Origin of the sequence: Micrococcus sp. GbtcB5, assembly GCF_019091605.1 — a bacterium.
Lineage (GTDB): Bacteria > Actinomycetota > Actinomycetes > Actinomycetales > Micrococcaceae > Micrococcus > Micrococcus luteus.
Genome location: NZ_JAGXJK010000534.1, coordinates 1 through 233, shown reverse-complemented (window position 1 = coordinate 233; position 233 = coordinate 1). Strand labels below are relative to the sequence as shown.

The window sequence follows — 233 nt, the reverse complement described above, 5'->3', positions numbered from 1 at the left end:
GAAGGACAACGCGAGCGTCGCGGGCTACGACGGCTCGTTGCTGACGGTCGGCTTCCAGCAGGACGGACCCCGCCAGTCGCTGCTCGGCCGGGGCGGCGACCGCGTGCTCGGCGGGGCCGTCCACCAGGTGCTCGGCATCCGCCCGCGGCTCGACCTGATCCTCGGTGGGGGCGCGCCGGCCCGGGGGGCCCGCGCACAGTCCGGCGCCCGCCCGGCCCGCCCGGCGCGGGCGG

Annotated in this window: 1 protein-coding gene; it reads left to right on the top strand. The window is 80.3% G+C overall.

Going from position 1 to position 233, the window contains the following annotated elements; genetic code table 11:
• Positions 1–233, top strand: a 233-nt coding sequence (locus KVS67_RS13390; RefSeq protein ID WP_217565587.1) for a hypothetical protein, incomplete at both ends; no start/stop codon positions are given.